This is a genomic window from Ruegeria marisflavi (assembly GCF_025673445.1).
Taxonomy (GTDB): Bacteria; Pseudomonadota; Alphaproteobacteria; order Rhodobacterales; family Rhodobacteraceae; genus Ruegeria_B; species Ruegeria_B marisflavi.
Window position 1 is genome coordinate 94,326 of record NZ_JAOVQN010000017.1, and the last position, 24,409, is coordinate 118,734.

28 protein-coding genes and 1 tRNA gene are annotated in these 24,409 nt (G+C 57.7%); 10 read left to right on the forward strand and 19 right to left on the reverse strand.

Annotated features, from left to right (window positions below):
• Positions 1 to 88: 88 nt before the first annotated feature.
• The 5 genes from OEZ49_RS16280 to OEZ49_RS16300 form a co-directional block, all read right to left on the reverse strand.
• Positions 89 to 844, reverse strand: a complete 756-nt coding sequence (locus OEZ49_RS16280) for an ABC transporter ATP-binding protein (RefSeq protein WP_263389307.1) — start codon at positions 842 to 844, stop codon at positions 89 to 91.
• A 70-nt stretch (positions 845 to 914) separates the two neighbouring features.
• Positions 915 to 1,670 (reverse strand): ABC transporter ATP-binding protein, encoded by a 756-nt coding sequence (locus tag OEZ49_RS16285; protein WP_263389308.1) that lies wholly within the window; start codon positions 1,668 to 1,670, stop codon positions 915 to 917.
• 12 nt (positions 1,671 to 1,682) lie between these two features.
• Complete coding sequence (locus tag OEZ49_RS16290; RefSeq protein ID WP_263389309.1) at positions 1,683 to 2,885, reverse strand: branched-chain amino acid ABC transporter permease; 1,203 nt, start codon at positions 2,883 to 2,885, stop codon at positions 1,683 to 1,685.
• A 3-nt stretch (positions 2,886 to 2,888) separates the two neighbouring features.
• Positions 2,889 to 3,920 carry a branched-chain amino acid ABC transporter permease gene (locus OEZ49_RS16295; protein ID WP_263389310.1) on the reverse strand — a complete coding sequence of 344 codons (1,032 nt, stop codon included), beginning with the start codon at positions 3,918 to 3,920 and terminating at the stop codon, positions 2,889 to 2,891.
• A gap of 104 nt (positions 3,921 to 4,024) precedes the next feature.
• Positions 4,025 to 5,377, reverse strand: a complete 1,353-nt coding sequence (locus tag OEZ49_RS16300; protein WP_263389311.1) for a substrate-binding protein — start codon at positions 5,375 to 5,377, stop codon at positions 4,025 to 4,027.
• Between the two features lie 226 nt (positions 5,378 to 5,603).
• Between OEZ49_RS16300 and OEZ49_RS16305 the strand changes: the two genes are divergently transcribed.
• The 5 genes from OEZ49_RS16305 to OEZ49_RS16325 all read left to right on the forward strand — a co-directional run bounded on the left by OEZ49_RS16305 (position 5,604) and on the right by OEZ49_RS16325 (position 11,579).
• Positions 5,604 to 6,902 (forward strand): helix-turn-helix domain-containing protein, encoded by a 1,299-nt coding sequence (locus OEZ49_RS16305; RefSeq protein WP_263389312.1) that lies wholly within the window; start codon positions 5,604 to 5,606, stop codon positions 6,900 to 6,902.
• A gap of 88 nt (positions 6,903 to 6,990) precedes the next feature.
• Positions 6,991 to 7,371 (forward strand): response regulator transcription factor, encoded by a 381-nt coding sequence (locus OEZ49_RS16310; RefSeq protein ID WP_164129874.1) that lies wholly within the window; start codon positions 6,991 to 6,993, stop codon positions 7,369 to 7,371.
• On the forward strand, positions 7,368 to 7,670 hold the full coding sequence (locus OEZ49_RS16315; protein WP_263389313.1) for a hypothetical protein: 303 nt from the start codon (positions 7,368 to 7,370) through the stop codon (positions 7,668 to 7,670). The genes OEZ49_RS16310 and OEZ49_RS16315 overlap by 4 nt, the downstream gene beginning before the upstream one ends.
• On the forward strand, positions 7,667 to 10,345 hold the full coding sequence (locus OEZ49_RS16320; protein WP_263389314.1) for an ATP-binding protein: 2,679 nt from the start codon (positions 7,667 to 7,669) through the stop codon (positions 10,343 to 10,345). The genes OEZ49_RS16315 and OEZ49_RS16320 overlap by 4 nt, the downstream gene beginning before the upstream one ends.
• 79 nt (positions 10,346 to 10,424) lie before the next feature.
• Positions 10,425 to 11,579 carry a FliM/FliN family flagellar motor C-terminal domain-containing protein gene (locus tag OEZ49_RS16325; RefSeq protein WP_263389315.1) on the forward strand — a complete coding sequence of 385 codons (1,155 nt, stop codon included), beginning with the start codon at positions 10,425 to 10,427 and terminating at the stop codon, positions 11,577 to 11,579.
• A gap of 15 nt (positions 11,580 to 11,594) precedes the next feature.
• On the opposite strand, the gene OEZ49_RS16330 is transcribed toward OEZ49_RS16325, so the two are convergent.
• The 4 genes from OEZ49_RS16330 to OEZ49_RS16345 are packed head-to-tail and all read right to left on the reverse strand — an operon-like array spanning position 11,595 to position 13,802.
• Complete coding sequence (locus OEZ49_RS16330; RefSeq protein ID WP_164129866.1) at positions 11,595 to 12,026, reverse strand: TIGR01244 family sulfur transferase; 432 nt, start codon at positions 12,024 to 12,026, stop codon at positions 11,595 to 11,597.
• Positions 12,027 to 12,035: 9 nt separating this feature from the next.
• Positions 12,036 to 12,467 carry a DUF6691 family protein gene (locus OEZ49_RS16335; RefSeq protein ID WP_263389316.1) on the reverse strand — a complete coding sequence of 144 codons (432 nt, stop codon included), beginning with the start codon at positions 12,465 to 12,467 and terminating at the stop codon, positions 12,036 to 12,038.
• Positions 12,467 to 12,895: a YeeE/YedE family protein gene (locus tag OEZ49_RS16340; RefSeq protein ID WP_263389317.1), complete on the reverse strand. Its 429-nt coding sequence runs from the start codon at positions 12,893 to 12,895 to the stop codon at positions 12,467 to 12,469. Before OEZ49_RS16340 ends, OEZ49_RS16335 begins: the two co-directional genes overlap by 1 nt.
• Positions 12,896 to 12,938: 43 nt before the next feature.
• Entirely contained in the window at positions 12,939 to 13,802 is an 864-nt protein-coding gene (locus tag OEZ49_RS16345; RefSeq protein WP_164129860.1) for an MBL fold metallo-hydrolase, read from the reverse strand.
• A gap of 264 nt (positions 13,803 to 14,066) precedes the next feature.
• On the opposite strand from OEZ49_RS16345, the gene OEZ49_RS16350 reads away from it, so the two are divergent.
• On the forward strand, positions 14,067 to 14,282 hold the full coding sequence (locus OEZ49_RS16350; RefSeq protein WP_164129858.1) for a hypothetical protein: 216 nt from the start codon (positions 14,067 to 14,069) through the stop codon (positions 14,280 to 14,282).
• An 11-nt stretch (positions 14,283 to 14,293) separates the two neighbouring features.
• Here OEZ49_RS16350 and OEZ49_RS16355 read toward each other — a convergent pair whose 3' ends face one another.
• On the reverse strand, positions 14,294 to 14,515 hold the full coding sequence (locus tag OEZ49_RS16355) for a hypothetical protein (protein WP_370462763.1): 222 nt from the start codon (positions 14,513 to 14,515) through the stop codon (positions 14,294 to 14,296).
• A gap of 138 nt (positions 14,516 to 14,653) precedes the next feature.
• On the opposite strand from OEZ49_RS16355, the gene OEZ49_RS16360 reads away from it, so the two are divergent.
• The gene (locus OEZ49_RS16360) at positions 14,654 to 14,911 is read left to right on the forward strand and encodes a DUF2312 domain-containing protein (protein ID WP_164129857.1); all 258 of its coding nucleotides are present in this window, start codon (positions 14,654 to 14,656) and stop codon (positions 14,909 to 14,911) included.
• Between the two features lie 21 nt (positions 14,912 to 14,932).
• Here OEZ49_RS16360 and OEZ49_RS16365 read toward each other — a convergent pair whose 3' ends face one another.
• Entirely contained in the window at positions 14,933 to 15,814 is an 882-nt protein-coding gene (locus OEZ49_RS16365) for a hypothetical protein (RefSeq protein ID WP_263389318.1), read from the reverse strand.
• A gap of 425 nt (positions 15,815 to 16,239) precedes the next feature.
• Here OEZ49_RS16365 and OEZ49_RS16370 point away from each other — a divergent pair.
• A tRNA-Thr gene (locus OEZ49_RS16370) sits at positions 16,240 to 16,315 on the forward strand.
• A 54-nt stretch (positions 16,316 to 16,369) separates the two neighbouring features.
• Here OEZ49_RS16370 and OEZ49_RS23060 read toward each other — a convergent pair.
• Positions 16,370 to 16,873 (reverse strand): HGGxSTG domain-containing protein, encoded by a 504-nt coding sequence (locus OEZ49_RS23060; RefSeq protein ID WP_397545679.1) that lies wholly within the window; start codon positions 16,871 to 16,873, stop codon positions 16,370 to 16,372.
• 62 nt (positions 16,874 to 16,935) lie between these two features.
• Here OEZ49_RS23060 and OEZ49_RS16375 point away from each other — a divergent pair, with 62 nt between their 5' ends.
• Positions 16,936 to 17,337, forward strand: coding sequence for a thermonuclease family protein (locus tag OEZ49_RS16375; RefSeq protein ID WP_263389319.1), 402 nt, complete (start codon positions 16,936 to 16,938; stop codon positions 17,335 to 17,337).
• Positions 17,338 to 17,392: 55 nt separating this feature from the next.
• On the opposite strand, the gene OEZ49_RS16380 is transcribed toward OEZ49_RS16375, so the two are convergent.
• From OEZ49_RS16380 to OEZ49_RS23065, 3 genes are all read right to left on the reverse strand, one after another.
• Entirely contained in the window at positions 17,393 to 19,117 is a 1,725-nt protein-coding gene (locus tag OEZ49_RS16380; protein ID WP_263389320.1) for a trypsin-like peptidase domain-containing protein, read from the reverse strand.
• Between the two features lie 188 nt (positions 19,118 to 19,305).
• Complete coding sequence (locus tag OEZ49_RS16385; RefSeq protein ID WP_263389321.1) at positions 19,306 to 20,190, reverse strand: M48 family metalloprotease; 885 nt, start codon at positions 20,188 to 20,190, stop codon at positions 19,306 to 19,308.
• A 303-nt stretch (positions 20,191 to 20,493) separates the two neighbouring features.
• Positions 20,494 to 20,895 carry a helix-turn-helix domain-containing protein gene (locus OEZ49_RS23065; RefSeq protein WP_397545680.1) on the reverse strand — a complete coding sequence of 134 codons (402 nt, stop codon included), beginning with the start codon at positions 20,893 to 20,895 and terminating at the stop codon, positions 20,494 to 20,496.
• 111 nt (positions 20,896 to 21,006) lie between these two features.
• On the opposite strand from OEZ49_RS23065, the gene OEZ49_RS16390 reads away from it, so the two are divergent.
• Positions 21,007 to 21,405 (forward strand): Rap1a/Tai family immunity protein, encoded by a 399-nt coding sequence (locus OEZ49_RS16390; protein WP_263389322.1) that lies wholly within the window; start codon positions 21,007 to 21,009, stop codon positions 21,403 to 21,405.
• A gap of 110 nt (positions 21,406 to 21,515) precedes the next feature.
• Here OEZ49_RS16390 and OEZ49_RS16395 read toward each other — a convergent pair whose 3' ends face one another.
• The 4 genes from OEZ49_RS16395 to OEZ49_RS16410 form a co-directional block, all read right to left on the reverse strand.
• Entirely contained in the window at positions 21,516 to 21,980 is a 465-nt protein-coding gene (locus OEZ49_RS16395) for a helix-turn-helix domain-containing protein (RefSeq protein WP_263389323.1), read from the reverse strand.
• Between the two features lie 124 nt (positions 21,981 to 22,104).
• Positions 22,105 to 22,413, reverse strand: a complete 309-nt coding sequence (locus tag OEZ49_RS16400) for a winged helix domain-containing protein (protein WP_263389324.1) — start codon at positions 22,411 to 22,413, stop codon at positions 22,105 to 22,107.
• 109 nt (positions 22,414 to 22,522) lie between these two features.
• Positions 22,523 to 22,693 carry a helix-turn-helix transcriptional regulator gene (locus OEZ49_RS16405; protein ID WP_263389325.1) on the reverse strand — a complete coding sequence of 57 codons (171 nt, stop codon included), beginning with the start codon at positions 22,691 to 22,693 and terminating at the stop codon, positions 22,523 to 22,525.
• A 250-nt stretch (positions 22,694 to 22,943) separates the two neighbouring features.
• Positions 22,944 to 24,143 (reverse strand): tyrosine-type recombinase/integrase, encoded by a 1,200-nt coding sequence (locus OEZ49_RS16410; RefSeq protein WP_263389326.1) that lies wholly within the window; start codon positions 24,141 to 24,143, stop codon positions 22,944 to 22,946.
• Positions 24,144 to 24,409 lie beyond the last annotated feature (266 nt).

A 24,409-nucleotide genomic window follows, 5' to 3' on the forward strand; every position in this document is an offset into this window, starting at 1 on the left:
AGCACCGGCGAAAAAAAACCGGCGCCCTATGGGTGCCGGTCCAAGTGTGTCGGCGCAGACCAAAGCCCGCGCGACGGGGAGTGTGGGTTCAGATCGCCAGGTACTCGGCCCGCAGTTCGGCGTTGCCTAGTACTTCCGCGGCCGATCCGTCGAACACGATGGTGCCGGTATCCAGGATCACGGCGCGGTCGGCCAGTTCCAGCGCACGCACGGCGTTCTGTTCGACGATGATCGTGGTCATGCCCTGTTCCTTGATATGGATGAGCGTCTTTTCGATCTCGTCCACGATCACCGGCGCCAGACCTTCGTAAGGCTCGTCCAGAAGCAGCACCTTGATGTCACGCGCCAGCGCACGGGCGATGGCCAGCATCTGCTGTTCGCCGCCCGATAGGGTGACGCCTTCTTGCTTGCGACGTTCGCCCAACCGCGGGAAAAGCTCGTAGAGCCGTTCAAGCGACCAGCCCACGGGTGGTGCAATCTGTGCCAGTTGCAGGTTTTCCTCGACCGTCAGGCCGGGAATGATGCGTCGATCCTCGGGCACCAGCCCCAGACCGGCCTGGGCCGCCTGATAGCTGGTCATCTTGTGCAGCGGCTGGTGGTCCAGCCAGATCTCGCCATGGGTTACCATCGGCGATCCGGCGCGCGCAATCGAGCGCAGGGTCGAGGTCTTGCCTGCCCCGTTCCGCCCCAGCAGTGCCAGGATCTCGCCCTCGTGTACATTGAAGTTGACGCCCTGCACGATATAGCTTTCGCCGTAATAGGCGTGCATGTCCCAGATCGACAGAAAGGCCGGTGCGGTGGTGGCCTGGTTGGCGTTCTTGGAGAAATCGGGTTTTACGTTCATTGGTTTATCCTCTCTCACTCATCTTGTCCGAAAACCGGGGCCCGCTTTTCGGGATGAGTGACGCACTCCCTTACGCGCTTTCGCCCAGATAGGCTTCGCGAACCTTCGGGTGGCCCTTGATGTTTTCCGGCGAATCCTCGACCAGAGGCGTGCCCTGCGCCAGCACCGTGATCCGGTCGGCCAGCGAGAACACGACATGCATGTCATGCTCGATGATGGCGATGGTAATATCGCGCTCGGCTTTGATCTGCTTGAGCAGATCGATCGTGTTGTTGGTATCCGCCCGTGCCATACCGGCCGTAGGTTCGTCGAGAAGCAGCAGACGCGGCTCCTGGCTGAGGCACATGCCGATCTCCAGCCGACGCTTGTCGCCCCGCGACATGGCCGCTGCATGCATGTTGCGCTTGTCGGCCATGTTCATTTCTTCCAGCATGTGCATGGCCCGTTCCAGGACATCAGTCTGGCGGTTCACAGACGGCAGGGCGTTCAGTTCAAACGCACCGTCACGCTTGGCGAAACAGGGGATCATCATGTTTTCCAGAACGGTGAGATCGCCAAAGATCTCGGGTGTCTGGAACACGCGGGAGATGCCCATCTGGTTGATCTCAAAGGGCGCGCGGCCCAGCACCGACTGACCGTCGAACATGACGCTGCCTGTATCGGGGATCAACTTGCCCACCAGACAGTTGAGCAGGGTGGACTTGCCCGCGCCATTCGGGCCGATGATCGCGTGAACGGTGTTTTCAGCCACGCTCAGGTTGACGTCGGACAGAGCCTGAAGGCCACCGAACCGTTTGCCCACGTTCTTGATTTCGAGAATACCCATGGTTCCGGCTCCTTATTCCGCAGGCTCTTGTTTGGTCTCGGCTTCCGCCGTGTCCTTGCCGCGATTGCGGATCCACTTGCCCAGCCTCTGACCGCCTTCGACGAGGCCACCCGGCAGGAAGATCACCACCAGCATGAACAGGATCCCGAGAGTCAGATGCCAGCCTTTGCCAATGAACGGGTGAACGATGAAAACCATGAAGTCCTCGATCCCGTCCGGCAGGAAGCTGAACCACTGGTGCAGGATGGTGTCGTTGATCTTCGAGAAGATGTTCTCGAAATACTTGATGAAGCCCGCGCCCAGAACTGGCCCGATCAAGGTACCCGCGCCGCCCAGGATGGTCATCAGAACCACCTCGCCGCTTGCGGTCCACTGCATCCTCTCGGCACCCGCCAGTGGGTCCATCGCCGCCATCAGGCCACCGGCCAAACCGGCATACATGCCCGAGATGACAAAGGCCGCAAGTGTATAGGGGCGCGGATTGAGGCCGGTATAGTTCATCCGCTGCTGGTTCGATTTCACTGCCCGCAGCATCATCCCGAAGGGGGAGCGGAAGATGCGGATGGCAAGGTAGAACATGACCATCATGATCACGGCGCACAGGTAATAGCCCACGTTGAAATCGAAGCTCCAGGCGCCGAGGTCAAGCTTGTAGGTCGAGCGCATCGACAGGCCGAACAGATGCGGCATGTCGGGCAGGCTGGCACGGTGGAAAATCTGCGGATCGTCGGCATAGACCTGAAGCCCGGTTTCCCCGTTGGTCAGGTTGAACTTGGGGTTCGACAGCACCGAATAGGCCAGCGCAAAACTCATTTGTGCAAAGGCCAGTGTCAGGATCGAGAAGTAGATGCCCGAGCGGCGCAGGCTGACATAACCGATCAGCAGCGAGAACAGCGCGGCCACGACAACGCTCAGCGCGATGGCCGGGATCACGTTGTAGCTGAGCAGCTTGAACATCCACACGGCCGAATACGAGCCTACTCCCAGAAAGGCCGCGTGGCCGAAGCTGAGATAGCCGGTCAGGCCGAACAGGATGTTGAAGCCGATGGCGAAGATCCCGAAGATCACGAAGCGCTGCATCAGGTCGGGATAGCCCGCGTTGAACTGTGCCATTGCACTGCCTGCGGGAAACGGGTTCAGGATGAACGGCGCCAGCAGGGTGAGGATCGCCACGATGATCAGCAGCGAGGTGTCTTTCTTGTCCAGTCCCAGCATGGGTTAGTCCTCCATCACGCCCTTGCGGCCCATAAGGCCCCGAGGACGGGTCAGCAGAATGATGATTGCGACCAGATAGATGATGATCTGGTTGATGCCCGGGATGGTCGTTGTGGCCCAGGTGGTCGAGGCAAAGCTTTCCAGCACACCCAGCAGGAATCCGGCGGCGACAGCGCCGGGCAGGCTGCCCATGCCGCCGACCACGACGACAACGAAGCTGAGCACCAGGAAATCCATACCCATGTGATAGTTGGGCGGGTTGAGCGGCCCGTACATGACACCCGCCAGACCGGCGACACCGGCGGCGATGCCGAACATGATGGTAAACCGCTTGTCGATATTGATGCCCAACAGGCCCACGGTCTCGCGATCCGCCATGCCCGCGCGCACCACCATGCCGAAGGTGGTGAACTGGAGAAAGGCAAAGACGCCGCCAATGATCACCACCGAGAAGGCGAAATAGACCAGGCGCCAGATCGGATAGATGATCGCGTTCGGGTCAAAGCCCAGCATCAGCCCGATATCGAGCGAGCCCTTGAGTGCCGAGGGTTCCGGCGTCTGGATCGGGTTGGCGCCGAAGAAGTATTTGATAATTTCCTGGAGCACGATGGCAAGGCCAAAGGTCACCAGGATCTGGTCGGCATGGGGGCGCTTGTAGAAATGCTTGATCAGCCCGCGCTCCATCGCATAGCCCACGGCCAGCATGATCGGGATGGCGAAAACAACGGCCAGCGGTACCGACCAGTCGATGATCGTGGCCCCGACCTCGGGTCCGAACCAGGCTTCGATATAGGGGGTGTCAACCTTCAATGGATTGCCCAGAAAGTCCTTCTGGGTTTCGTCCACGGTCTGAAAGCTCAGGTTGAGCAGGCGCTGAACGGTGACGGCGCAGAAGGCGCCGATCATGAACAGGGCGCCATGGGCAAAGTTGACGACGCCCAGCGTCCCAAAGATCAGCGTAAGTCCCAGCGCAATCAGCGCATAGGCAGAGCCCTTGTCGAGCCCGTTCAGAATTTGCAGGATGATTGCGTCCATCGTCCCCACCTTGTGGCTGGTACCGCACGCCCTTCCCGGCCAGGGCCGGGAAGGGCGGCTTTGCGGAAGTCAGAGAATTTTCCTCGAAAATTCTCTAGCCCGAATCATGCGCCCGAGTTGCACTCGCCAAGCGAGGCTTCGGCGCCACCGAACATCGGGTGATCGGGTGCGTACATGACCTGCTCGACCGGGGTGACCTCGACGATTTCCAGCGTGTCATAGGCGTTGGTCGGGTTCTGCGCCCCGCGCACAACCAGAACGTCCTTGAAGCACTGGTGGTCGTCGGCACGATAGAGCGTCTTACCGTTGCCCAGGCCGTCGAATTCGAAGCCTTCCAGCGCCTCGGCCACACCGCAGGGGTTGAAGGTTCCGGCCCGCTCGCAGGCATCGGCATAAAGCAGAACCTGCGCATAGCAGGTCTGGGCCGAGTTCGACGGCGGCTTGCCGTATTTCTCGCCGAACGACTTGACGAAGGCGCGCGAACCCTCGTTGTCGAGCTGCCAGTTGTAGTTCATCGAGCCCAGCACGCCCTTGATGTTCTCGCCCGCACCGGCGGCCATCAGTTCCGAATAGAGAGGCACGACGATCTTGAAGTCCTTGCCGTTGGCTACCTTGTCGAGCAGGCCGAACTGGATGGCGTTGGTCAGCGAGTTGACCATGTTGCCGCCATAGTGGTTCAGAACCAGCACGTCGGCGCCCGAATTCAGGACCGGCGCGATATAGGACGAGAAGTCGGTCGACGCCAGCGGCGTCAGCACGTTGTTGACGGTTTCCCAGCCCATGGCTTCGGTTGCGGCTGCGATCGATTCCTGCTGCGTCCAGCCCCAGGTATAGTCCGCGGTCAGGTGATAGGCGCGGCGATCGGCCCCCATCTCCTTGGACAGCACCGGCGCCAGGGCGGCCGCCGACATGTAGGCGTTGAAGAAGTGGCGGAAGCCGTTCTTCTTGCGGTCCTTGCCAGTGGTGTCGTTCGAGTGGGTCAGACCCGCCATGAAGATCACGCCGGCGTCCTGGCACAGGCCCTGCACGGCCACGGCCACGCCCGAGGACGAGCCGCCGTTGATCATGATGGCGCCGTCCTTTTCGATCATCGATTTGGCCGATGCCCGGGCGGCGTCCGACTTGGTCTGGGTGTCGCCGGTCACGAACTGGACCTTCTTGCCCAGGATGCCGTTCCCTTTGAGTGCCTTCGAGGTGAAGGTGTTCAGGCAGCCACCGTCGCCCATCCCGTTCAGATGCTCGACCGCCAGCTGCTGCGCCAGCAACTCGTCGTTGCCTTCGTCAGCATAGGGCCCGGTCTGCGGCACGTTGAAGCCAAGGGTAACCGTGCCGCCGGTCGGTTCGTTGGTGTAAGCCGCAGCCGACGATGCAGTAAAGATCGTGGGCAGAGCGACACCTGCGCCGGCAACAGCGCCGGTGCGCAGCAAGCCGCGGCGCGTGAGTTCGTTGTTTGACATGTTTTCCTCCCAAAATGGCGTGCGCGATCGGCTCCTCTTCCGACCGGCGTGGCACATCTGTGCAAATAAATAATGCGTGGGATTTCGAAAATTTCGCAATAAGTCCTTTATTTGGAAAGAAAATTCTGTAAATATATATACACGTTCTACGATCTTATGGTAAACTATATTATGTTGCGACGCAGAAACCCATTGATTTACATTCATATTCCGAAGGGTCTATGCGATGGCGCGTGACACGCTGACTGGTAGTCGAATCCGCGAGCGCAGGCAAGTTGTCGGGTTTCGCCAGGCCGATCTGGCGCGCAAGGTGGGAATATCGGCTTCTTATCTGAATCTGATCGAGCACAACCGCCGCAGAATCGGCGGTAAGCTTCTGGTGAATATCGCATCGGCCCTGTCTGTCGAACCCTCGGCGCTGACCGAAGGGGCCGAGGCCGCGCTGATCTCAGCTCTACGAGAGGCGGCGGCGACCGACGGGGCGGCCATTGCCGAAACGGACCGCGCCGACGAACTTGCCGGTCGTTTTCCGGGCTGGGCGGAGCTCTTGGCGCAGCTTTTTCGGCGTGTGAATTCATTGGAGAGGACGGTGGAGACGCTGTCAGACAGGCTGACGCATGATCCCAACCTCGCGGCGTCGCTGCACGAGGTGCTGTCGACCGCGGCCGCGATCCGCTCGACCGCCGCCATCCTGGCCGAACCTGGGGAACTTGCCACCGAATGGCGGGACCGGTTCCACAGAAACCTGCACCAGGATGCAGAGCGTCTGGCCGAAAGCTCAAAGTCGCTGGTCGCGTATCTCGACGATACGGACGCGGGAGAGGACCGCACGGGCGTGCCGGTCGAGCAGGTCGAGACCTTTGTCGCTGCGCGAGGACACCATTTTGCGGAATTGGAGCGCGGCGAAGCGGTTGCCAATGTGCCGTTGAACGAACTGCGGTCGGGTGCTGCCCGCAATATCGCGCGTAAATGGCTGGATATCTATGCCAGCGATGTCAAAGCGATGCCGTTGGACCGATTTGTCGACGCGCTGGATCGCACGGGGCTGGAACCCATGGCGCTATCGCGCGAGTTCGGGGTGGACCTTGTCGCCGTTTTTAGGCGCCTTGCAAGTTTACCCGAAGGGGTCTTGCAGCACGAGGTGGGTCTTGTCGTCTGCGACGCGTCGGGCAGTATTCTGTTTCGAAAAGCAACTGCCGGTTTCGCCCTGCCAAGGCACGGAGAGAGTTGCCCGTTATGGCCTCTTTTCACCGCGCTGGGCCGCCCGCTTGTTCCTATCCGCAGACGAGTCTCGCAACTGGGTCGAAACACGGCTGAATTCGATTGCCTCGCCGTTGCCTGGCCTCAGGAGATGCCGGATTTCAATGTTGATCCGGTTTATCATTCAATCATGCTGATTCTTCCGGTGCCAACTGCCGAGCGGGGCGAAACCGCGGCGTTGCCGGTCGGATCGTCGTGCCGTGTTTGCCCCAGCAGGGAATGCGCCGCCCGTCGCGAGCCCTCGGTTTTGTCCGAAGGGTTTTGACAGCATTGCAGAAGCGAGGCTAATCTTGGAACGGCATATACGAGCGGGTGCAAACCCGCCTGCCTTTTAGGGGGAGGACAGGGCGAGGATGGGCCGACGGGTTCTGCTGATCGAGGACGAGCCGAACATTGCCGAGGCGATCCGGTTCCTGCTCACTCGCGATGGCTGGCATGTGGAAACACACGCCGATGGTGCCGACGCTGTGGAAAAGATTGCCGGTGCTTCGGCGGATCTCATCATTCTGGATGTGATGCTGCCCGGAAAAAGCGGCATGGATATCCTCAGGGAGTTGCGTGATCGTGACGATACCCGGGATCTTCCGGTGCTGATGTTGACCGCGCGCGGCCAGTCGCGCGACCGCGACATGGCCGAAAAGGCCGGTGTCAGCCGTTTCATGACCAAACCGTTCTCGAATGCCGAGGTCCTGACAGCCGTGCGCGACCTGCACGCCCAGGCCTCGCAAACGTGAGCGACACGCGCGAACCGGGCAAGGACCAGGTTCAGCCGCCACCGGTGTTCCTGGAGAGGCAGAGCTATCGCCGCCGTCGCCTCATGGATGCGGCGCGGTTGCTTCCGGTTCTGGGGGCTGCGCTTTTCGCCGTACCCCTTCTCTGGCCGACCGAAGGGGAAAACGCGGTCCGGATGTCGGCTGCGATCACCTATGTGTTTAGCGTCTGGGCGGTGCTGATCCTGGTCAGCGTCGGGTTCGGCGTGGCGGCCCGGCAAGGGCAGCCGTCTGACCCACTGGAACCGGAGCGCGACACATGACCTCGCTCAATGTCCTTGTCGCGGTTTGCCTGAGTTACGTGGTCTTGCTGTTCGGGGTTGCCTTTGCGGCCGATCGCCTGGCCTCGGCCGGGCGATCGACCTGGTTGCGGTCGCCGCTGGTTTATACCCTGTCCCTGTCGATTTATTGTACGGCGTGGACCTTCTATGGCGCAGTCGGCTATGCGGCGCGCTCGGGGTTGGAGTTTGTAACGATCTACCTTGGGCCCACGCTGGTCATGATCGGATGGTGGTGGGGGCTGAGAAAGCTTGTCCGCGTCGGCAGATCTCAGCGGGTCACTTCGATCGCCGACCTGATTTCCTCGCGTTACGGAAAATCCAACACGCTTGCCGTCTGCGTGACTATTCTCGCCGTCATCGGGGTGACGCCCTATATTGCGCTGCAATTGCAGTCGATCACCCTGAGTTTCACCATTTTCGCCGAAACCGATCCTGCTGGAAGTTATGTCGAAGGATCCAGTGCGTTTTGGGTTGCGGCCGGGCTGGCGGTTTTTGCTATTCTGTTCGGCACGCGTAACCTTGATGCCAACGAACGGCACCACGGCGTTGTGACCGCCGTGGCCATCGAAGCCGTGGTCAAGCTGATCGCTCTTCTGGCGGTGGGCGTTTTTGTTGTCTGGGGCATCGCCGGTGGCGTTTTCGATACGCTACAGCGTATTGACGCCTCCGAGATCGGTGTCTGGCAAGTGGATCACGGGCGCTGGGCGACGATCACCTTTCTTGCCGCCGCGGCCTTCGTCTGTCTGCCGCGCATGTTCCAGGTCATGGTGGTGGAAAACGATGACGAGCGCCATTTGCGCACCGCCGCCTGGGCGTTTCCGCTCTATCTGATGCTGATGAGCCTGTTTGTTGTCCCGATTGCCGTGGTCGGGCTCGAAATACTGCCCGAGGGTTCCAACCCAGATCTTTTCGTTCTGACGGTTCCCTTGGCGCAGGGGCAGGAAATGCTGGCCATGCTGTCCTTTCTCGGCGGCTTTTCCTCGGCCACATCCATGGTGATCGTTGCGGCTATGGCGCTGTCGACCATGGTGTCGAACCATATCGTGATGCCGATCTGGCTGAACGCCAAAGGGGGCGGAGCGTCGGTATCGGGCGATGTGCGGTCCGTCGTGCTCTACGCGCGCCGGGTATCCATCGCGGCGGTTCTGGCGCTCGGGTATTTCTATTACCGCCTTTCTGGAGGCGGCGCGGCGCTGGCCTCTATTGGCCTGATCGCCTTTGCCGGGATCGCGCAGATCCTGCCGGCGCTGGTGGGCGGGCTGTTCTGGCGCGGGGCAACCCGGACAGGCGCGCTGGTCGGGTTGACCGTCGGCTTTGTCCTGTGGCTTTTTACATTGCTTTTGCCGGGAATGGGCGCAGGTGTTCTGGCCCCGTCGGTAATCGAGCAGGGGCTGTGGGGTTTATCCTGGCTTAGGCCGCAGGCCCTGTTCGGCATCGAGGGGCTTGATCCGATGGTGCATTCGGTCATGTGGTCCCTGTCGCTGAATTCGGCGGCATTCTGCATCGCGTCTCTTCTGAGTTTCCCCAGCCCGTTGGAACGGTTGCAGGGGGCACAATTCGTGAATGTCTTCGACCATTCGGCGGGGCCACGCGGGTGGAGCGGATCCGTAGCCCAGAGTGAAGACCTGATGATCATGTCGCAGCGAATCATGGGCGCGCGCGAGGCCCAGGAATTCTTTCAGGCCGAAGCAAAGGCGCAAGGCAGTCGCGCCTATTTCCCGGAACCGACCCCAGCTTTCCTGGAACGGCTCGAACGTGAGTTGTCGGGCTCGGTCGGTGCGGCCACGGCGCATGCGATGATCGGCCAGATCGTCGGCGGCTCCTCGGTTTCGGTCGAGGATCTGCTTGCTGTTGCCGACGAGTCCGCTCAGCTTCTGGAATACTCCAGTCGATTGGAGGCCAAGTCGGCCGAACTGAGCCGTACTGCGCACAAGTTGCGAGATGCCAATGAAAAACTGACCCAGATTTCCTTGCAGAAGGACGCCTTCCTCAGCCAGATCAGCCACGAGTTGAGAACACCGATGACCTCTATTCGGGCGTTTTCCGAGATTCTGAGAGACACCGATGGTCTGGAAGTGGCGGAAAAAACCCGCTACGCGGCGATCATTCATGACGAGGCGATGCGGCTTACGCGTCTGTTGAACGACCTGCTGGATCTCAGTGTGCTGGAAAACGGCCAGGTGTCTCTCAATGTGACCGAGGGCATGTTGGTGGATGTAATTGACCGCGCGAGTTCCACGGCGCTGACCGGCTCTATCAACCCGTTGAAACTGAGGCGGAACCGAGCGACCGAACGTATCGCTATTCGAACCGATCTCGACCGGTTGACCCAAGTATTCATCAACCTGATCGCAAACGCCCAGAAATACTGTGAGGCACACGAGCCGACGTTGTCCATTTCCGTACATGATGTCGGTGGGCAGGTTGTTGTCGACTTTGTGGACAACGGCAACGGTATTCCGCCGCATTCCCAGAAGATGGTATTTGAGAAGTTTGCCCGCGTCAGCGCTGAGAAGGCTGGCGGCGCCGGTCTGGGCCTGGCGATCTGTCGCGAAATCATGCAGCGGCTTGGCGGCAATGTCACCTATCTGCCCGGGCAGGAAGGGGGCGCATTTCGCGTCAGCCTGCCACTGGGACTGGAAATTGCTGCGCAGTGACCCGGAGTAAAGGTCTTGGTAACCCCTCGCGCGGTACAGGTGTAAAGGAGTAAGAACGGCGGAATGAACGCATCGGGTGATGGCTACGCAACCGGAAATACGGTCGACCTTGGAACGAAAGCTGGCGCTTGCCCGTGACGAGAGGCAGGGCGACACCCGGTCCATTCTGCGGGCTTTAAGACTGGCCCTCGCGCGCGCGGCGGACGATGCAGTCGGGTTGGCAGTGGCCGTGATAGGTGCCACGCAGGCCCGTTACGAACTGGATGAGCTAGCACGTGCCGTGCCCGAAGGCCGCCTTTATCTGCTGCTTTCGGGGCTGGGGGAGGGCCTGGGGGCGATATGCTTTGACCGCGCCTGTGTCTCGGCCTTGTTGCAACAGCAGACCATGGGGCAAGTTCTGAACGGAGACAGCCCCGGGCGGGCCTATACCGAAACAGACGCGGCGATGGCAGCACCGATGGTGGACGCGTTTCTGCCCAGGGCGAGCGAATTGGCCGAGATACCTGCGGATCGCAATTGTCTGGCCGGATACAGCTATGCCACCCGGGCCGACGGCCGTCGTGCCCTGCTCCTGCTGTTGGAGGCGGAACGCTACCGTGTCTTTGACCTGACGGCCGAGATCGCCGGCGGCAAGTTACAGGGCCAGATCACCTTGATCCTGCCCGATCAGCCGGAAGCCCGAGAGGACGACCGAGACAGCGGCGAAGCTGCTAATCCGGGGTTGGAACGGTCCTTTGGCGTCGTTCGTGCTGAATTGAACGCCGTGATCTGCCGGATAAAACTGCCGCTTTCAGCCTTGGCGGATATGCAGCCGGGATCCCTGCTGCCGCTAGACCAGCCAAAGCTGGACAGAATCGACATGCTCACGATCGAGGGGCGCCCGGTCGCGGTTGCGCGGTTGGGGCAGTGCCGTGGGATGCGGGCAGTCAGGTTGAACGAAAAACCGCCCTCGCTCGAAAAGGAAGACGCGGGAGCAGGCGGCTTCTCCGGGCATTCAACGGCGCGGGACAAGGCCCTGCCGCAGCCGCCCAAACCAGACCCGCAAGAGAGCGTCAAACTCTCAAAGGAAGGGCATAGCAGAACCGACGACTACGAGGACCTCGACACCGAGACCGAAGAGCGTTTGTCGGCTTATGACATTTCGCTGCCGGCCCTGAATCCGGAGCAGGCCGCGGCAGAGATCTGTGAACTCGCAGGTCTTGGCGAACTAGAAGAAAACGGGGGGCGACTTTAGCCGCTCCGCCCCGGTTCAGTTCCCAGCCGCACAGATTTCCTCGAGACGGGGACGCAACCCGTCCAGTTGATAACCGGCGGATGCGGTCTTTTGCAGGATCTCGTCCGGGCTCATCTCGCCGCATTGGCCCAGGGCCCAGACGACCGAGCATCTTGTGCCCGAGGCGCAATAGGCCAAAACCGGCCCTTGCCCCGCAGCGGCAAGCGCTTTCTGACGGGCGACGTTTTCGGGTGTCATGGTTTGATGCGTCAGTTCCAGAACCTCGAATTCCAGACCAGCCGCTTGCGCCGCAGCGCCGATCGATGCCGCCTGATGGCTGGGCGGCACCTCGGCGTCGGGCCGGTTGCAGATGATCCGGGTGAAACCCGCAGCTGCGATTGCTGGAATGTCCTCGACCGAAATCTGCGGCGAGACGGCATAACGGGGGGTGATCGGTCGAATATCCATTGGCGTTCCTTATGCTGTCGCCGCGAGTCTGTCCAGTTGGCTGCCAACTCTGGGAGCTATGGCCATTCCGGTGATCATGGCGGCGAGGAAAACCAGTCCTCCGATGCCCCCATAGGTGATCGAGGCCAGCGCTGGCCCCGGGCAGAGACCGGCCAATCCCCAGCCCATGCCAAACAGAACCGAGCCGGTGATCAGGCGATGGTCTAGCTCCGGTCTGGGCAACGATGGAAAGGAGTCCGCGGCAAGGGGTTTGCGGCCCTTGGTGAACCGCCAGGCAAAGAACATCGGAATGATCGCGCCTCCCATCACAAACGCCAGCGTCGGATCCCAATCACCAAACACATCCAGCCAACCCTGAACCTTGCGGGTATCGGTCATGCCCGAAACGAACAGGCCGCCGCCGAACAGTGCACCGGCAACAAGCGAAATCAGAATCCGCATCAGATTACTCCCAGGAGGTGACGAAAGATGGCAAGCGTCAACCCGCCCGCGAGGATGTAAAAGACGGTCGCGACAATGCCGCGCAGCGAAAAGCGCGAGATCCCGCACACGCCATGTCCGGATGTGCAGCCGTTTGCGATGCGTGTCCCGACGCCGACCAACAGTCCGGCGATGACTACAACCCAGAAATCCTGGGTCAGATGGGTGTCGATCTCGACCGAGTAGAGCGGCCAAAGAAACAGGGGGGCGATGACCACACCCAGGATAAAGACAAGCCGCTCGACCCAACTGGGCCAGCCTGACCCGTCGACCAACCCGCCCAGAATACCGCTGGCCCCCATGATCCGACCATTTCCCAGCAAATACACCGCGCCGCCGGTGCCAATCAGCAGGCCACCGACGAGGCCCCAAATCCAATCCGTTTCCATGTGCCCTGTATCTTTTGTTCGCGCTTGCTTGTTTCAGTACCGGTCAGAGCTTGTTGACCGGAAGTTTCAGATAAACGTTGCCCTGTTCGTCCGCCGGCGGCATATGCCCGGCGCGCATGTTCACCTGCAACGAGGGCAGGATCAGTCGAGGCATCGCCAGGGTCGCATCGCGGGTGTCGCGCATCTGCACAAACTCCTCGATGCTGCGGCCTTGGCCAATATGGATGTTCAGCGCCTTCTGCTCCCCCACGGTGGTTTCCCAGGCATATTCGTCACGCCCGGGGGCCTTGTAGTCGTGGCCCACAAAGATGCGGGTTTCGTCCGGCAAGGCCAGGATCTTCTGGATCGACTGGTACAATGTGGCAGAAGAGCCGCCGGGGAAATCGCAGCGCGCCGTCCCGAAATCGGGCATGAACAGCGTATCGCCGACAAACGCAGCATCCCCGATGACATAGGTCAGGCAGGCAGGGGTATGGCCGGGTGTATGCAGTACATCGCCACGCATCTGGCCGACATGGAAACTGTCGCCGTCCTGGAACAGGGAATCGAACTGGCTGCCGTCGCGCTGGAATTCGGTGCCCTCGTTGAACACTTTTCCGAACGTGTCCTGAACGATAGTGATGTTCTTGCCGATGCCGATTTTCCCGCCCAAAGCTTCTTGCAGATAGGGGGCAGCAGACAAATGGTCGGCGTGAACGTGGCTTTCCAGGATCCATTCCACCCGCAGGTCTTCGGCTTTGACATATTCGATTATCGCATCCGCCGAGTTGGTGTTCGTCCGCCCCGAGGCATGATCGAAATCCAGCACGCTGTCGATGATGGCGCAGCTTTTCCCCTGCGGCTCGCGCACCAGGTAGGACACGGTAAAGGTCGCCTCATCAAAGAAGGCTTTTACAAAGGGGGTCATCGTCTTCTCCAGTATCTTCCTGCATGACATATAGTCAAAGCTGAATGTGATGCAACAGTTTCAGTCCCTTTCGCAAATCGGTACGCGTTTGACGTGGGTCAAGTCGGCAGGCACCCGTTTGCGCGATACTTTGGCAAGTCGCTCCAGAGTGCTTCGGCAATGAGCACATTTTTCAAAACTTTCGTCAGACAGACCGGAAAAATCGGAGAGTTCTTGGCCCTGTTACACACGGGCGGCAAGATACAGGGAAAAGGGAGGAAAATCATGACCGATCAAGAGCTGTTTCGCGTGGCCGAGATGTTGGAGCGTCGGGTTGCGGGGGCGGGCCTTGCAACAAGGCTTGAAGTTCAGCCGCAATTCAGCCGCATCATGGATCAGATGCGCGAGCGCGGCGTAAAGCTCCCATCGCGGCTGCGTCAGCTTGATGCCGCGCTGTGCGAGGATGCGGTCGAAGCGCGCTTCGACAACATGCCGGTCTGATCAGGCTGTTTTCAGCCGAGCGATATTCCCAGGATTACCATCATCAGTCCAAGGACCGACAGGAACAGCGCACCCAGGTTCCAGGGTAGAACAGCCTGTACTGCGGCGCGCAGGTCATCGTCACTCAGCCCGGCCTTTCGGGCCTTGTTCACGCGCAGAATGCACCAGACCAGCCCAGCCAGCCCGGCCAGCGACAGGCTTGCGCCAGCCCAGATGATGATGTCGAACAGCATTCTAGCTCCACCTTGCTGCATTCAGGCCCTGCGTTAGCCGATCGGCCTATTGGGTGCAAGGATGGGGAAATGCGCCTTGCAGGCGAACCGGGCTCAGGCTATGCCGCAGGCGCGTGTCGGACCAACGGAGAATGCACCATGGATCAGCCCCAGGCGGATGCCACCTATAACATTGCCGCAGGCGAGTTGCGCCAGTTCATCGAGCGGATCGAGCGGCTGGAAGCCGAGAAAAAAGACATCGCCGAGCAGCAAAAGGAAGTAATGGCCGAAGCCAAAGCACGCGGCTATGACACCAAGGTGATGCGCAAGATCGTCGCCCTTCGCAAGCGCGACAAGGACGACATCGCCGAAGAAGAAGCGGTGCTGGAAATGTACAAGGCTGCGCTTGGCATGTAAGCGCCGACGCCGCAGGCGCAATCAGGGCGCGATGAACTGTACACCCGGGATACGTTGCAGCGCAAAGACGTCTTCGTCGTATAGCTCTGTCAGCCTGTCCACCAACTCATGCGTCCAGCCGGGCAGATCAAGCTCCTCCTCGACAGCGTCTTCCAGCGCGTATTTGTCGAGGAAGGCGGCGATCACCCGACGTTTCTGCATCTCGGTCAATTCGGGGTGCTCGGCCAGGTAAGCGCGGAAGCGCAGCATGCCTTCCTTGGACATGATTTCGGACAACAGCGAGAAGCCCCCCACGATCTTAGTGCCGTGCTCCAATCCGGCCAAGTCACGAATGATTTGAGACCAGATCAGTGGCGTGTCCTCGTTGCACCAAATGGTCAGCTGGATTTGAGGCGCTGCATCGCGAATGGCCTGCACCATTCTGGACCAGTGCAACAGTTCCAGATCGAGCCCGTCCATCGCTTCTACGACCCCCTTTTCCGGCAGGGCCATCAGAACATTGGGAATAAAGCTCGCGGGGTTGCGAACGGCCATGAACACTTCGACCTGATCATAGCCAAAGATGCTTTGCAGATAGGCAAGCCTTTGTGGCGCCCGTGGATAGAAAATGCCCTTGCCAATCGCCGACCAACGGGTGCCATACAGATTGCTGTCGGACAGGACTACCCGGTCTGCCACCTCGCCGTCGAGAATTGTTTCAAGTAAAATCTCTCGAGCATTCGGGTCCGGATCGGTTTCGGCTTCATCTAGGGCCGAAAGAACTTTCTTGAACAGGCTGCGATACTGCGCCGGGCCGGGAACTGCGATCCCTTTGTTCGAGAACGGTTCTTTGTTCACGAGCAGGCATTTGATCAGCCGTTCGTCATCCGTTCCATGGGCGCCGGTGTGGAAAACCACTTGCATGGGTGCCGGGCTTCCTTTTGAAAACAATCAGATACGTACTGAGTATCCGCTGGCACGACGTCAGTCAAATCGAAGGATCACATCCGCTCCTAAGTGTTGCGATGTGTGTGGAGCGGTCACGGCGCCGCTCTGTCCGATTCCAAGGCGGTCTTTGTTCGGCAAGTATTTCAGCGCACCGAGCCGGCTCCATTTGTGCATCACAAGGGCAGGTGGCTCAGGTCGTCGTCATTACTCCAGGTTTTCATGTAAAGTTCGCTTAGTCGCGGGGCAGGGTGTTCTTCGCAAAACCGGGTTTTGGAGGATTGCGCTTTGCATAGCGATCGTTTAAACGGCGGCTCATGCGAAACGGGATTGCTGCGTCAGCTATCGCCCAGTCATGACCGCGTTCGTGTCAGCCAAGAATGCAGCAATGCGTTCAATGGCTTGCCCCTATAGCTCAGCTGGTAGAGCAACTGATTTGTAATCAGTAGGTCCGCGGTTCGAGTCCGTGTGGGGGCACCATTTAAAATAAGCTTACAGATTAAAATCAAATACTTGCGCCACTGACTGGTGGAACTATCCCCCTTTTAATCCCCTTTGCTGCCGATGGTATGCAGCCCATCTTGCTTTCTGAGTCGCTGATATCTTGGCCCGTCCAGCTTCCGTTTTCGGGCCAGTACTAAGCCCCCCGTGAAACCGGCATCTATCTCGTCCAGGTTCTGACTTGGAGCGGCATGGTTGGCCTTGTCGAGTCTTGGCTCCGCAGGTTACGCGCCGATATGCCAACCGCTTGCGAAATGCCGGTGACATGCCTGGCGCTATTTCGAGCAAGAGGCGTTCCGTGGCCCTTGGGTCTAAGACCCCATGCCGCACGCGCGCGTATTTGTTGCTTAATTCGCCATCTTCCACGCCCAGAACCCTAAAGATAGCCCTAATGCCGTAGGCGGTCGGGTCCAGCCTTGGCTTGTTTTCCCAGTAGTGAACCGCCTTGTGAGATAGCCCGGCACGTCTTGCCAGTTGACGCTGAGAATACCCGGCCTCGGTTCGTTTTACCTTCAGTTCCGCGCCTGTCTCAATCACTTCACACCTGCTATACCATCTTGGGTAGGCCTCATTTTAGCATACAAGGAGGTATGCGCTTCATGCTTAGACTTTTGGCGCTTGTTCTCCTTGTATTGCCAGCATCAGCACTTGCGATTGAAGTATGCGGTTCGGGGCCGCGATTGAATTGCGTCGTGGATGGGGACACCTTTTGGTGGGAAGGAGAAAAAATCCGGGCGATGGGCTATGACACGCCTGAGCCAACATCGAATGTGTGCGGTGGCGACGTAGAGCGGGAACTGGCCCGAAAGGCGACAGCTCGCTTGGTTGAACTGTTCAACACGACGAAAATCTCCATAGAGCGTCACGGCAAGGATAAGTATGGGCGGACGCTAGCAGTCGTTCGTTCCAATGGCTGGCAAATTGGCGATATCTTGGTCGGGGAAGGTCTTGCGCGCGCTTGGCCTGACGGCTGCGAATTTTGGTGTCAGACATGCAATTGATGGGCATCGGACTGACGTTGGTACCGGTTCGCGATTCAAGTCCTAGTACCCAACCTTACTTGTTGCATTCCAATAGGGCGGTAGACTTTTCCAATCTTTCAGCAAGTTCTTCTCCGCTGAGGTATGCATTCCCTGAACTTTTTTCGTAGGGGATGCCGTTCGACGTCAAAAAAAGTTGAGCCAATTCTCCCCTGACCGCAAAACCTACATTTTCAGGGATATCACCAATTTCGCGTGCTACCAAAAGGGCATCGAGTTTAGCCACGACAACACCGACGACCTCACCCTGACTATTCACAGCGGGCCCTCCTGAATTACCTGGTTGCACGGGGGCAGTGATTTGCATTGTGGTTTCCGTTCCTCCGATACCCTTTAGCGAAGATACAGCCCCACGAGATACGTTCAGTCCTCCCAACAGTCCATGTAAAGGAAAGCCTGCGATTGTGACGTCAGAATTGAGTTTGGCAGGAGACGCAGAGAACCATAATGGAGTTGAGGGTAAAGAAGCGTCGGTTTTCACAGCGGCAAGATCGAAAGAGTCGCTAATCGAAACGATTTCAGCGGGAAAACCGTTCAACTTTAGAAAGCGACAGCCATCGACTACGTGTGCGTTGGTTAGAGCATAACCTTCGTCATTCACGAAAAACGCAGAACCGGACCCGGCGGCATCTTGGTGTTCCCTAGAGTTTGGCTCGGACGAGTTTTGTTTGTCCTCTGTTTGATCGGGTTCATCCAAATAGGCAAGGAACTCCCGAATTTGACCGTCGAGATGACCCCCTTTAGGGATATCGAAGTACTCGCCATAGCCGCGCGTCAAACTGCTTGATGCTAGTCCAACATAGTTTTTGGCTGTGAGAGGAGCAGCGATGTAGACCATGCTCCAAGCGTTATCAATGAAATCTGACCGCAAGTACTCTAGTTTTCCGGCGCTACTGATGGAGGTAACGGCGAACCCGGGCTTTCTAACTGTGTATGGCCCGTCCTGACCGGTGTGCGCTCTCAGCATTGCTTGATGAGCACCAGTAGCACCATCGTTATCAAATCTGTCGAAAATGAACTCCAGACCTGTTTCAGAGTCTTGCCATTTTTGCCGATTATTCCTGCTTTCAACGAGCTCTATCCGCAAAGTTGGCATAGCCACGGACATGTCGAGCTTTGATATGTACTCTGATTGCCATCCACCTTCTACGACCTCGTCAATGACTGCCATAATGAGTGTGACGGCGTGAACATTCAAAGGTTCGGATGAGTAGGTCGAATAGGTAAATCGTTCAAAAGCCTCTTGGCTTCCGCTTCCCCAAACACCATCAAGAAGCCCTTTGTAATAACCTTCAAGTGCCAGCGCTGCTTGAAGAAAGCGCTTCTCAGCCGAGGATAATGGGCGGGCGTCAAACTCGCCATCTAAAGCCGTTGAAACGGCACTTTTTAAAGAAGATGAGGAGTTCTTGGGGGCTGCAACAACTCGAACGTAGGCTTTCCCAGTCGAGCAGTACGCATCGGATGGAAATGATGGTTTGGATTTTAGCTCGGCGAGAGCCTGCTTAGATGAGCTCAAGGGGACCGTGCCAACAGATATCGCAAGCCAGCCATTTTTCGCTTCAAAAACCGTAGCGATATCTTCTATGCCGTTGTTTTGAATGTATTCTCTAGCTTCTATGATTGTCTGACGTGAGGCGACGATTATCGCGCATTGCTCGAATGGTACGAGCGATTGGGCAAGGCCACCCGAAGGAGCTAAAGCCAGTGTGAGCACTAAAGCGCGTATCAAGTTTGAGTTCATCGCATGTATCCCTAACTCAAACTGTCTAAGGAAGCGTCGGTCTTATCAACACTTTTGATCGTTGGCTAAAAGTGCTTCTGCATCGAACACGCAGTAAATCTTGGCTCGTTCCTTAAGTTTGTGACGCCACAAAATTGAGGAAAGCGGCGTCACAAAAAATCTACATGGATACATCTAGCCAGGGGGCATCATTCCTGCGAGTAGAGAGGTGTTTCCTTTCGCTCTGCTTTTTGAGGCGCTGATGCTCCTGTCTGCTTCATTCGTTCTGCGGTCGCTAGAACAGTAGCAATGCGTTTCTCATCCGCTGGATGCGTTCCCCAGAAGCTCAGTTGACCATTGGAATGTTTTGGGTTCTCTGGGCGAGCAAAAAAACGAGCCCCTTTGACCGGATCGTATCCAGCGGCCTTGGTGATGTAGGTGGCGATGACATCAGACTCTAGCTCATAGGTTTGAGAGAAGGCCAAATTTCCGATTTCCGCGCCTAGTTGGACGGCTGTGTCTACATTTTGGCGCGCAATAACCGGATCTACATAGGGGCTCGAACCAGCATAAGCGGCGGCTACTCCGAGGATGAGCGCACCCGCCAATGCTTGCTGTTGCTGCTTTTCGATGTGCGCAGCCAGATGGTGACCCATCTCATGCCCCATAACGAACGCAAGTTCATCCGGGTTTCTGGCGTCAGCAATCATGGGGAGAGTAAAGATAACGAGAGGCCTTCGATTTTCGTCGTATGTTTGAAAGGCATTACGATAGTCTTTTTTGCTGTCCACCTTAACAACGATGTTACAATCAAAATCCTTACGATCTGCGGTTTGTTCCCTGCAGAATCGTTCTGCTACAGGCTCAACCCGACTGACAACCTGTTCAAACTGCCTCACGGCTTGCGATGATGACAGCCGTTGGCCTGCCTGAGCGGTAGCTGTGTTTTGCTCTTGAGCAAATATTGCTTTGGCCTGTGATGCGTGTGTGTCTGAAACTTCAGTGACTTGATATGTCGTTCCACAAGCCGACAATGCCGCCAACCCGAACAAGGTCGCGCAGATTTTCTTCATTTGTTCCTCATTTGTAAACATTGCGCCGCCCCCGACTGTGGGGGCGACGTTTCTCCAGCCACTCATCTGGCTCTAGTGATCTATGAGTGGTGAGTATTAGTGGCAGTGATAGGGTTTCGAACCGGCGTGGCAGCATTTCCCTGGGGGGCTATCTTTTCGGCAGCCACCGCCATGCTCAACGACGTTACTCCCTGCGACGGTTTCAACTTGGAGACTGGCAGCAGAGAAGCTTGGCGCTGCAATCAGAAATGCAGCAAGAAAAGTTAGAAAACTTAAGTTTGTCAAAATAGTATCCTTTTTTATGGGTGTCCAGAAACGCGACTGCTAGTCTGTGTTCCCTCCTTTGATGGGCACAACTTGACTAGCGTCAACCAAGATCAATTGCAGGCAATTGCGTCTGAAAGTTAGTGTCAAAATGGCACGAATGTGACGCTCCAACCTTTTTGAATGTCTGCTGGGCCACCGCGACCCGGCCCGCCGGGCGCGCGAGCTTGTTGAGCCCAATAAGACGTTTGCCAAACGGGTCGTTTTCGATTGCCAAAAAAATTCAGCTTCGCTGCCTAGAGCTCTAAAGATTGTCATCAGACCGTATGCCGCCGCGTCCAGCCTTTGCTTGCTTTCCCAATGTTGAACCGCCTTGTGAGATAGCCCGGCACGTCGAGCTACTTCCCTTTGGGAAAAACCGGCTTCAGTCCGTTTCGCGTTTAGCTCTGCGCCCGATTTCACTGTGTGACCGTACCCTGTGTGGAATGCCTAGTGGCTTAGAATAATACGAAATCTTTGGCGGGAATGAAACGAGTTGCTAGAGTTAGTCAACGGATGCCAAGGGAGAAACCAATGTTCATCAGACGACTGTTCTTGACTTGTGTTCTCGCAACATTCGGTTCCCAAAACATAGCAGAACCCTTTTCGGGAAATGACATACTGCACGCTTGCGAAGGCGGAGAAGCCACTGTTCAGCAAGGGTTCTGTTTCGGTTATGTTTTCGGTGCGGTTGAGGGCTTGAAATGGGGCGCCCTGATTGGCGTCGTGTCGAAATCCTCCGGTGAGATTGACTCAGAGCAGTTTGATTTCTTGTCTAGCGCGGCTTTAGGTTTCTGCATTCCGCCAACCGTGGAAAACGGACAGGTGCTGGATATCGTCGTAAGATACCTAGTTGAAACCCCCGAAAAGCGCCATGAATCAGCGCGCACACTTATCCAGTCAGCATTGGCATCCAGTTTTCCCTGCTCTTAAGTCTTGGCGCGAGCGAAGCGATACAGCCTATGGCTAGATGTATATATGTCCGGGTTTTTGTGACGCGAAAACTTGGGTTTCGGGCTTCCGCGTCACAATCAGTGTGACACTTACGCCCGGCCTGAGCCGGTTTTGGAGCGAAGCGTCACAATATTTGTGTCGGGGTGTCCTGTTTTTTGTGCGGGGGTTTTGTTTTCGCGCCACCGAACAAACGCCTTCCCGGCTGGCTTCCCGTCCGTTGTAGGCAATTCTTCCAAGGCCCAGATCGACGCCTTGCCAATGCCCGATGGGCCAAGATAAGGCGCTTGTGTCATGCGGATGAAGCCGCGTTCCTGTAGAACGTCGAACCAAGGCCCGACCGTGTTGCGGTGAACGCTTAGGGCTTTGGCCGCGTCCCTGTGGCTCAGGATTATGTTGCCGTTGTTGCTACCGTTGTAGCGGCGCTTCAGTTCGACATAGAGAGCGCGGGGGCCGGGAGGCATAGTTGCCCATGCCTCCGTCGCTTGCAGCCATTCGGGAAGCTGGACATGACGTCCAACTCCCTTCTTGTGATGCTTGTATGGTTTGCGGACCATTAGTTCACCACCTTGTTGTGGCGTAGATCTGCGATGGTGCGCGCCAAGTGTTCTGGAAGGCCATATTGATGGCGCAGACGGCGCTCCAGGCGCTCATGCGGTGTGTCCGGTGCCTTGTGCTTCATTACGCCGCCTCAGTTCCGCCAGCGCGCTCTACGCGGCATTTAAGGACATATCGGGCATGTGTTCCCTTGAAGGGGCCGCCGTGCGGTTCTGTGACCGTTTCAATGGGCACGCCCAGCTTGCGCAAGTTATGGACGTAACCGCTCCACCTCGGGCCGGGAGTGTCTATGGGTGTGCAGCCCTGTTCGCCCGATGCAATCAAGCATTCCAGCGCCCAGCGGTCACGGCCCGAGACCGTGACGACGAGTGCTTGGTTACTGTCCAAAAGGATTTTGAAAGGGGCATCGCCCCAGTTGGTTTTTTCAGCCATTGTGGCCTCCGATATTGATCCACGGAGGCGCTGGGCGTATGTAGGGGGAGTATCCGCCAAGATATATTCCCGCCCCGGCCCATGCACCTAGCGTGGAATGGGGTGGGTCTTACTCGGCCAAGTTCGAAATCATCGCATCGATTTCCTCTTCGACCCAATAAAGGCGCGAACCAAGCTTGCGCGGTTTTGGCAGGCGACCTAACGAGATATCCCTGTAGATCGAGCTTCGGCCTCGCCCGGCCAGCTTGTTTCTCAGTTCGTTAAATCCGATTAGTTTCATTCCATTTCCTATGTTGCCACTGGGTTTCATTGTGTCCCGTGATTCTAACTGCGGGCATGGAGTCGGCCAAGATGTATGTTTCTTGGGTACAAGCTGTGCATAACTTCTGCTCGCAATATGTTGCGGGTAGCTTTGTGGGTGAATCTACATTTTGCGATAAATTTTGACTATTCCATTTGTTTGAGGTGGTTTCTTCGTTGTGGATAACTCAAACATTTTGGTTCGCGTGGCGAGAAAAATTGATCTTCAATCAAAGCAAGGTGAATTTTTTGTAAGAAATTTTTTCGCTACCGGCGTGAAGGTGAAGCGCCCATCGCTCCATTAGTGCCTGCCGTTGCTCCAAGTAATCTGTTCGACGGTAGGCCCGTTCGACTGCGCCGCCTGTTACATGGCCCAGCGCCGTTTCGGCTACTTCGAAGGGGACGCTTTGCGTTTCGGCCACCCAATCGCGGAAGCTGGACCGGAAGCCGTGCGGGCGTTCGGCCATGCCGCGCCGTTCCATGAATTTGCTCATGGTCATGTCGGATATGACGCCCTTGCGGACACTAGGAAAAAGGAAGCCGTCGCGGGCAAAGGGTTTTGCCTGTTCAATCACGTTCAAGGCTTCTTGCGACAGGGGAACACGAAACTCGCTTGTGGCGTCCTTGCGGCCTTTCATCGCTTCTGCCGGGATGGTCCAGATATCGCCGTCGATCTGATCAAAGCGGATATGCCGGATAGGATGGGAGCGTGCCGCCGTTAGGATAAGCAGTCGCAGGGCCAGTTCGGTAATCGTGCCGCCGTCTAAGCTTTGATAGAAAGAGGGTACGTCCGGCCAAGGCAGGGCAGGGATATGTTGGGCCTTGTGGCGCTGTTTACCGAGAAGGGCGCGCGCTTTGTCAGTGGCCTGTAAATCGACGTCTAGGCCCAGCGCCGCCGCGTGTCGCAGGCAGATGCTTAGACGGTTGAGCGCCTTTCGCGCCGTATCGGCCTTGTCGTGCCAGATCGGGGCCAGCGTGTCGCGGATATCCTGTTGGTCCAGATCGGCCACAGGCACCTTGCCCAGTTTTGGAAGCACATGGATTTCAAGGGGGCTGAACCACCGGCCCGCCTTGCCGTCGCCTTTTAGTTCCGCCTTGCGGCTTTCGAAGGCATCACGGGCGATATCCGCAAGCAGATGCATGTTGCGCGCCTGTTCGCGCCTCTGACGTTCCCGCTGCTTGATAGGGTCCAACCCCTGCCGCACTAGCGCGCGGGCGTGTTCGGCGTCCTGGCGGGCTTGTTTCAGCGATACCTCGGGGTAGGGGCCAAGCCCCATCTCGCGCCTACGGCCATGAACATGAACCCGAAGAACCCATTGCGCGCCGCCGTCAGGTCGCTTGTGCAGCCACAGGCCACCACCATCCGAGTATTTTCCCGGCTGCGCCGCCTTGGCCGCCTTGTCATTCAGCTTGTTGAGAGTGCGGGACATTCAGTCCCCCTTTCTGTCCACCCGCAACATATAGTATATAGTGGGTCAGGGTGGAATACCCTGAAACAGGTAATCCCCTAAAAATATGGTCTTAGCGCAGTTTTGTAGTCATGGTGGGGCATCAAGATATAGGGATATGATGCCGTGTGGGGGCACCATTTTTAACTGAAGATCCAACGCTCATAATTAGTTCGTCCTGAACAACGCTTTCAGGCGGCTGTAAGCGCCTGACGTGGTCGATCCGGGCGGGTCATGGCGTTCAGAAT